Below are 6,707 nucleotides of genomic sequence, written 5' to 3' on the forward strand. Positions count from 1 at the left end.
AAAGAGGTGAGCGAAATGATCTCGACCAAAGGACGCTACGCCCTGCGCGTTATGCTCGATCTCGCGGAGCACGCGGACGGCCCGACTCCGCTGAAGGAGATCGCCGAGCGTCAGGAGATATCGAAAAAGTATCTGGAAATAATCGTGCGCGAGCTCGTCCGCGCGAAGCTGATACGCGGCTCCAGCGGCAAGGGCGGCGGCTATACGCTCTGCCGCGCGCCTGAGGAATACACCGTAGGCGAGATACTCGCGCTGACGGAGGGCACGCTCGCCGCCGTCGCCTGCCTCGCGGAAGGCGCGGAGAAATGCCCGCGCGCAGCGAAGTGCCGCACGCTCCCGATGTGGTCCGAGCTGGACGGCCTGATTCACGATTACTTCTATTCGAAAAAGCTCAGCGACCTGATGAAATGAGCGAAAGCCAAACGAAAACGCCCTCCCGCGGGAGGGCGTTTCTTTTTACGCTTTTATTTCATCGCGATGAGCTCGGGGAGCGTCGCCTCGAAGTCGACGCCGTACCACGGCTTATCCGCGCTTTCAAGCGTGACCTCGATTGTGCGCGCGGTGTAGTCCGCGGCGATGCGCATCGCGTCGCGCCAGTCGCGCCCCTTCATTATCTCGCCCACGCAGGCGCTGGAGAAAAGGTCGCCCGTGCCGTGATAGACCGCGTCCACGCGGTCGTTCTGATAGACGTAGTATTCGCCGCTTTCGCGGTCGAAGCCCATGACGCCGGTCTTGCCCTTCTCGAGCGAAACGCCGGTGATGACGTTGACCCGCGCGCCGAGGTCGTTCATGCGGCGCAGCAGTTCCTTGATATAGTCGACGCCGTATTCCTCGCGGTAGTCCATACCGGTCATCAGCGACGCCTCGGTGATGTTCGGAACGACGATGTCCGCGCCGGCGCAGAGCTCGGCGTTCTTCCTGACGTAGTCCATATCGAAGGCGGGGTAAAGCTTGCCGTTATCAGCCATGACCGGATCGACGAAGATCACGGTGTTTTCGCCGCGGAAGTCGCGGAAAAGCCGCTTTATCATGTCGATCTGCTCGATCGTGCCGAGGTAGCCGGTGTAGATTGCGTCGAACTTCACGCCCTCGCTCTTCCAGTGCGCCGTTATCGGCTCTATCTGGTCGCTCAGGTCCTTGCAGGTGAAGTTTTTGAACATCGTGTGCGTGGAAAGCACCGCCGTCGGCAGAATGACCGTTTCCGAGCCGAGCGCCGATATGACCGGCAGCGCGATCGTCAGCGAGCATTTGCCCAGGCAGGATATATCCTGTACCGTCAAAACCTTTTTCATAATACCCTTCCTTTCGGCAGCGGGGCGCGCCCCGCGAATAGAATACTACGAGTATAACACAGTTTCCGCGAAAATCAAGTGAAAAAATATGAAAATTTTGTAAAACATATACTCGCTGCGGTCAGTGACAAGGCCTGTACGCCGATAAAGACCGCCGTACCGCTTGCGCCGCCGAGCCCGGAAAAAACGGGAAACGGACAAGGCGCCGCCTTGTCCGTTTCATCTGCCGCTTTCAAATCACGGGTTTCATCAGTTTATTTCAGCGTGAGCAGTCTTTCCTTCAGTTCGCGCTTGCGCTCGTACATTTTGTTATCCGCACGCTCGAAAACCGTATTGTAATCGTTGTCTTCGCCGCGAACGAAGTCGCTCAGGCCGCTCGATACGACAACAAGCCCGTTCTCCTGGTTTTCCTCAACCTGCCGATTGAAATCCTCAAGCAGCGCCTCTCTGTTGCGGTAGTCGTCTCCCTCGAGGAACGCGACGAATTCGTCGCCGCCTATGCGGAATACCGGACTGCGCTTGAAACGGGTGCAGATCAGCTCGGCGGCGCTTTCCAGATATCTGTCTCCGGCGTCATGGCCTTCGGTATCGTTTATTATCTTCAGGCCGTTCAGGTCAAAGACCACGGCCGCGAACTCCTCAACGTCGCCGTTCTCAATGCGGCGGTCCAGCTCGGCCTTCGCCTCGGCGTAGGCGTGCGGGTTTTTGACTCCGGTGAGCGAGTCGGTGTACGCCTTATGCCGCGCCGTGCCGAGCTCGAGGCTTCGCGCCTTTCTCTCATCCTCGATAATGAAAGCGTGGATGAGGCAGGTCGTGATAAGACAGCCGATCGCGTAAAGCGGGAGCAGCGAGAACCACGTCTGCGCTATGATAAACACCGACATAACTATGCCGGAAAATCCGATCGTGCGGTGGTGGAGACGCGATTTGCCTTTTGTCTTCAGCGCCACGATGAGCGCGTAGACCGAGATCGCGAGGAACATCAGCAGCTGAAGCGCGAGCGTAAAGTGCCTCACCGCTCCGGGTTGATAGCCGTTGTTCTCATCGAAATAGTACACGAGCCGCCAGCTCGGGAATATATAGTTCAGGATCAGCGTTACGAAGGTATAAACGGGTATCAGCCAGCCGATGCAGAGCAGCATCGTACTCCCCGCGCTCTTTCTGCCGAGGTAGGCGACGACGTATCTGACCCAGAGCAGCACGGATACCGACATCAGCATAAAGTAGACGGCTGTATCCAGATTCAGAAGCGTCATCAGCTTGAAGTGATCGAAAAGCCCCCACAGGACGTCCGATACGTAGTACGCCAGTACGCTGAACAGAAAACGCTTGTAAAGAATCTTAACCTGCGCGTCGGCGTCCTTGCTGGCGCTGAGGACGTTGTGGTTGATGATCAACGTTATTATTAAAGATAGTAACCCGAAGCTCGAGTAGTAAATCGAGTCGTACATACCGCCGGTCTTCTTTCGTTCGTCTTCTTTGATTCCGCGGGCGAGAACGCCCATATTATCTAAATAATTATTTTATAACAAATGTCGCATTTTGTCAATACGTTCGGCGCGAAACGGCGTTACCCGCCGAGCATCGAACGGACGGCCATATCGGCCAGGGACTCCATTCCGTCGGCGTCGGGGTGCGTTCCGTCGACGGAGGAATAGGGCGTATGGAATCCGTAAAAGTCTATGAGACGCACGTTTCCGCCCTCATCTTCGACCGCCTGCCTGATTATATCGTTGAAGGTCTCGACGTGGACGCCCTCGCAGACCGGCGGGAACACGAAGTCCGGCCTGCCGGGTATGAAGGTCGTTCCGAGCGTGCAGCACCATATTTCCGCTTCGGGATAGTTCCTGCGAAGCTTGCCGAGCATCATCGCGTAGGCTTCGGAAAAGACGGTATCCGTGATCCCGCTCGCTATATCCTCGTCGCCGTCATAGTACTCCTCCCGCGTCATATCCGGACGCGCCCCGAAGCCCCAGTCGTTCGTGCCGAGGTAGACGATTATCACGTCCGGAAGCGCGTCTCCGACGTGCAGTCCGCCGGTGCGTTCGTCGCAGCAGCCGGACGGGAACTGTTCGTCGTAGTAAGGGATGCGCGTGACTCTGCTGCCGGACCACGAATCGTTCACAAGCAGTCTGCCGCCCAGGCGGTCTATCACCTTTCCCCACCACGTATCGAGCGGCTTCAGCACCCGCACGATCCACGAATTCGTGCCGTAGTAGTAGAGATTGTATCCGTCGGGATTGTATCCCTCGAGCGTGCTTATCGAGTCGCCGAGTATCGAGAACGCCTTGCCGGCGTAAGGGGATTCCGAAACGCGATTATCCATCATAATATTCTCCCTTATCGTATTGATATGCGTAACCTAAAAGTTCTTTCATAGTTCTTATCGATTTTTTGTATCCCTTAATTTCTAAAACGCCGTTATCTTCGCAAATTCGGTATTACTGATATAACTCTGTTTTATTGTATCACAAATATCGCTCGTTTTCAACGCCCGTTTTGCCGAAATCGCTCAGACGGAAGCGCTGTGCGACCGCTCGCACGCCGCCGCGCGGGCGGATGCGCGGAAAAACGCCCGGACACAACAAAAAAACAGCGGGCATACTTGACGTACCGCCGCTGTTTTTATGCGTATGTACGCAAAACAGCCGTTCAAAACACGCTTATACACGATCCGAACGTCATGCTTTTTTGCGAAAGGCTCCCTCAAAGGCACGCGCTTACTTTATCCCTCTCCCGAACGCGTACGCTTCGTCAAGCTCCTCGGCTCTGGCGTTCGCCTCGCCGGGGTCGTTTATCCCGCCGCAGAAAAGCGTTCCCGCGAGCTCCGCTTTTTCAAAGCAGTCAACCCAGCCCTGCAATCCGGAAACGGCTTTTTCGGGAGTATAAGCCTCATCCTCCGCGGCGACCGAAAGCATATAGACCCTGCGGAACCTGTAATCGGATGAATAAAGCGGATTCATACGGTCAAGCAGCGTCTTCATCTGCCCGCACATTTCATAATAATAAATCGGCGTGACGAATACCAGAGTATCCGCATTCTTGACCGTTTCCGCGATTTCGACCGCGTCGTCTTTCTGCACGCACTTCTGCGTTTTCTGACAGGCAAGACACCCGATGCAGAACTTTATTTCCCTGCCCTTCAGGCTGATTTGCCCGACCTCGTGTCCGGCGTCCTTCGCTCCGGCGATCAGTCGATCCGCGAGAATATCGGAATTGCTTTTTGCGCGGAGACTCGTTTTGATTACAAGTACTTTGCTCATAGTCGTTATCCTCCGTATGTAATTGTCAGCGTTACGTTTCCGTTGCCCAACAGCGCCGCCATATCCGCGGCGCTCCGGTCGGAAATCCTGCCGAGCCGCGTGTATGCCCACGAATTCGAGCCGTAGAAAACTACGATCTGATTGCCCGAATACAGGACGATATCGCCCGCGTCCGTCGTCGTTTGAACGTCGTTCCGCGGAAGGCTTTGCCCGAGTGAACCGACCTGTTCAAATCCGCCGTACGCCGACATTTGTACCGTGAGCCCTTCTGATGAAACCAGGTCGATCAGCGCACTGACGGACTCGTTGTCTTCCCATTCAACGGCGACCTCCGTGCCGTTTATCTTTAAGCGCAGCGTCTTTTCCGTATCCGTGTTCTCCGTTTCTGAAGATTCCGCGGTTTGACTGTCCGCCCGCGGGCTTTCCGTTTCCCCTTTTTCCTGCGGCGTTCCGGAAGCGTCCGCAGTCCGCGCCCCGCCGCAGGCGGCAAGCGCGAGAATCAGTATTAAACCGATGACGATCGCTGAAAACCTGTTTTTATTCACGGCCGCTCCTATCTCAAATACTCTTTGAAAAACGCTTCCATTTTTTCAAACGGAATCGCGCCGGTTTTTCCGCCGTCGTACAGATCGGTGTGGGAAGCGCCGGGTATGATCATCAGTTCCTTGTTGCCGTTATACCTGCCGCCTTCCGTCATATTTGCGTAAGCGTCTCGGCTGAAATAGCAGGAATGCGCCTTTTCGCCGTGTATGATCAGCACGGCGGACCGGATTTCGTTTGAGTATTGAAGTATCGGCTGATTGATGAAGCTTTCGCAGCCGATGACGTTCCAGCCGCCGTTGGAATTGAGCGAGCGGGGATGGTATCCTCGCGGCGTTTTGTAATAATCGTAATAATCCTTCACGAAGAACGGCGCGTCCTCCGGCAGCGGATCGACCACGCCGCCGCCGAGCTTGTATTCGCCGTTTTTCAGATCCTCGAGCCGCTGCGCGCACATGGCGGCTCTTTTCTGATAGCGTGCTTCCTCGCTGTCTTCGCTGTCAAAATAACCCTTTGCGTTCACGCGGGTCATATCGTACATGGTGGAAGCAACGGTCGCCTTAACGCGGGTATCCAGCGCGGCGGCGTTGAGCGCCATGCCGCCCCAGCCGCAGATACCGATTATGCCGATACGGTCGGGGTCGACGTTTTCATTCAGAGAAAGAAAGTCCACGGCCGCCATAAAGTCTTCCGTGTTGATATCCGGCGAAGCCATATAGCGGACGCTGCCGCCGCTTTCGCCGGTAAAGGACGGGTCGAATGCGACCGTCACGAAGCCGCGCTCCGCCATCGTCTGCGCGTAGAGCCCCGAGCACTGTTCCTTTACCGCGCCGAACGGACCGCAAACCGCGATCGCCGGCAGTCTGCCGACAGCGTCTTTCGGCTTATATACGTCCGCGGCGAGGGTTATCCCGTAGCGGTTGACGAACGTTGCCTTGGCGTGATCGACCTTACCGCTCTTCGGAAAGGTCTTATCCCACTGCGCCGTGAGTTCGAGTTTTTCGGCTTTTATCATATTGCGCTCCTCCGTTTCAACGCGGGCGCGTCGCTCCCGCATTCGCGTTTTACGATTATATTATAATGTAAACACCCCGCGCTGTGTCAAGTGTTTTTTTCGATGCGATATGTTTGCCTTACGGCAAACGTGATATTTTTCGCTTGCGCGAAAAGTGATATTATATTCGTTCCTTCACTCGTCCGCAGGACGAATATCACTGCGAAGCAATATAACTCGACCGAAGGTCGAATATAACTCGTTCCGAAGGAACGAATATAGTTGAAAAAAGCACTTGCTTTCGCAAGTGCTTTTTTCTGGCTCCCCCTGTTGGGCTCGAACCAACGACCCTGCGGTTAACAGCCGCATGCTCTACCACTGAGCTAAGGAGGAATGTTGCCGAACCGAAGTTCGGCAATGTCGGCATTGACCTATTTTCCCGGGCCGTCGCCAGCCAAGTATTTTCGGCACTGATGAGCTTAACTTCCGTGTTCGGGATGGGAACGGGTGAACCTCAACGTCATAAACACCGACTATTCAGGATTTACACCCTGAAAACCGAATGACAAGGTAATGTGAAGGAGAAAAAGGGAGGACGGGCAATGGTCCTTGACTAGC

Annotated in this window: 7 protein-coding genes, 1 tRNA gene and 1 rRNA gene; 1 reads left to right on the forward strand and 8 read right to left on the reverse strand. The window is 55.4% G+C overall.

What is annotated here, in order from left to right; translation table 11 throughout:
- The first annotated feature begins 15 nt into the window (after window positions 1-15).
- On the forward strand, window positions 16-411 hold the full coding sequence (locus tag J5441_07430; protein ID MBO4934977.1) for an Rrf2 family transcriptional regulator: 396 nt from the start codon (window positions 16-18) through the stop codon (window positions 409-411).
- Window positions 412-464: 53 nt separating this feature from the next.
- Here the strand turns inward: J5441_07430 and J5441_07435 are convergent, their stop codons facing one another.
- The 8 genes from J5441_07435 to rrf form a co-directional block, all read right to left on the reverse strand.
- Window positions 465-1,292 carry a pyridoxamine kinase gene (locus tag J5441_07435; GenBank protein ID MBO4934978.1) on the reverse strand — a complete coding sequence of 276 codons (828 nt, stop codon included), beginning with the start codon at window positions 1,290-1,292 and terminating at the stop codon, window positions 465-467.
- A gap of 254 nt (window positions 1,293-1,546) precedes the next feature.
- On the reverse strand, window positions 1,547-2,743 hold the full coding sequence (locus J5441_07440; GenBank protein MBO4934979.1) for a GGDEF domain-containing protein: 1,197 nt from the start codon (window positions 2,741-2,743) through the stop codon (window positions 1,547-1,549).
- A 119-nt stretch (window positions 2,744-2,862) separates the two neighbouring features.
- Window positions 2,863-3,621: an SGNH/GDSL hydrolase family protein gene (locus J5441_07445; GenBank protein MBO4934980.1), complete on the reverse strand. Its 759-nt coding sequence runs from the start codon at window positions 3,619-3,621 to the stop codon at window positions 2,863-2,865.
- Window positions 3,622-4,012: 391 nt separating this feature from the next.
- Window positions 4,013-4,555 carry a flavodoxin family protein gene (locus tag J5441_07450; GenBank protein ID MBO4934981.1) on the reverse strand — a complete coding sequence of 181 codons (543 nt, stop codon included), beginning with the start codon at window positions 4,553-4,555 and terminating at the stop codon, window positions 4,013-4,015.
- A 5-nt stretch (window positions 4,556-4,560) separates the two neighbouring features.
- Window positions 4,561-5,112 (reverse strand): hypothetical protein, encoded by a 552-nt coding sequence (locus tag J5441_07455; GenBank protein ID MBO4934982.1) that lies wholly within the window; start codon window positions 5,110-5,112, stop codon window positions 4,561-4,563.
- The gene (locus J5441_07460) at window positions 5,109-6,110 is read right to left on the reverse strand and encodes an alpha/beta hydrolase (protein ID MBO4934983.1); all 1,002 of its coding nucleotides are present in this window, start codon (window positions 6,108-6,110) and stop codon (window positions 5,109-5,111) included. The genes J5441_07455 and J5441_07460 overlap by 4 nt, the downstream gene beginning before the upstream one ends.
- Before the next feature lie 297 nt (window positions 6,111-6,407).
- Window positions 6,408-6,482: transfer RNA gene (locus tag J5441_07465), tRNA-Asn, on the reverse strand.
- Between the two features lie 25 nt (window positions 6,483-6,507).
- Window positions 6,508-6,623, reverse strand: a 5S ribosomal RNA gene (rrf, locus tag J5441_07470).
- Window positions 6,624-6,707: the final 84 nt, after the last annotated feature.

Source organism: Clostridia bacterium, from assembly GCA_017620395.1.
In the GTDB taxonomy this organism is placed as follows: Bacteria; Bacillota; Clostridia; order Oscillospirales; family RGIG8002; genus RGIG8002.

What these genes read in the sequence shown, in the direction of transcription:
- J5441_07440 (MBO4934979.1), bottom strand. Translation starts at nt 2,743, where the DNA reads ATGTACGACTCGATTTACTACTCGAGCTTCGGGTTACTATCTTTAATA.
- J5441_07430 (MBO4934977.1), top strand. Translation starts at nt 16, where the DNA reads ATGATCTCGACCAAAGGACGCTACGCCCTGCGCGTTATGCTCGATCTC.
- J5441_07445 (MBO4934980.1), bottom strand. Translation starts at nt 3,621, where the DNA reads ATGATGGATAATCGCGTTTCGGAATCCCCTTACGCCGGCAAGGCGTTC.
- J5441_07460 (MBO4934983.1), bottom strand. Translation starts at nt 6,110, where the DNA reads ATGATAAAAGCCGAAAAACTCGAACTCACGGCGCAGTGGGATAAGACC.
- J5441_07450 (MBO4934981.1), bottom strand. Translation starts at nt 4,555, where the DNA reads ATGAGCAAAGTACTTGTAATCAAAACGAGTCTCCGCGCAAAAAGCAAT.
- J5441_07435 (MBO4934978.1), bottom strand. Translation starts at nt 1,292, where the DNA reads ATGAAAAAGGTTTTGACGGTACAGGATATATCCTGCCTGGGCAAATGC.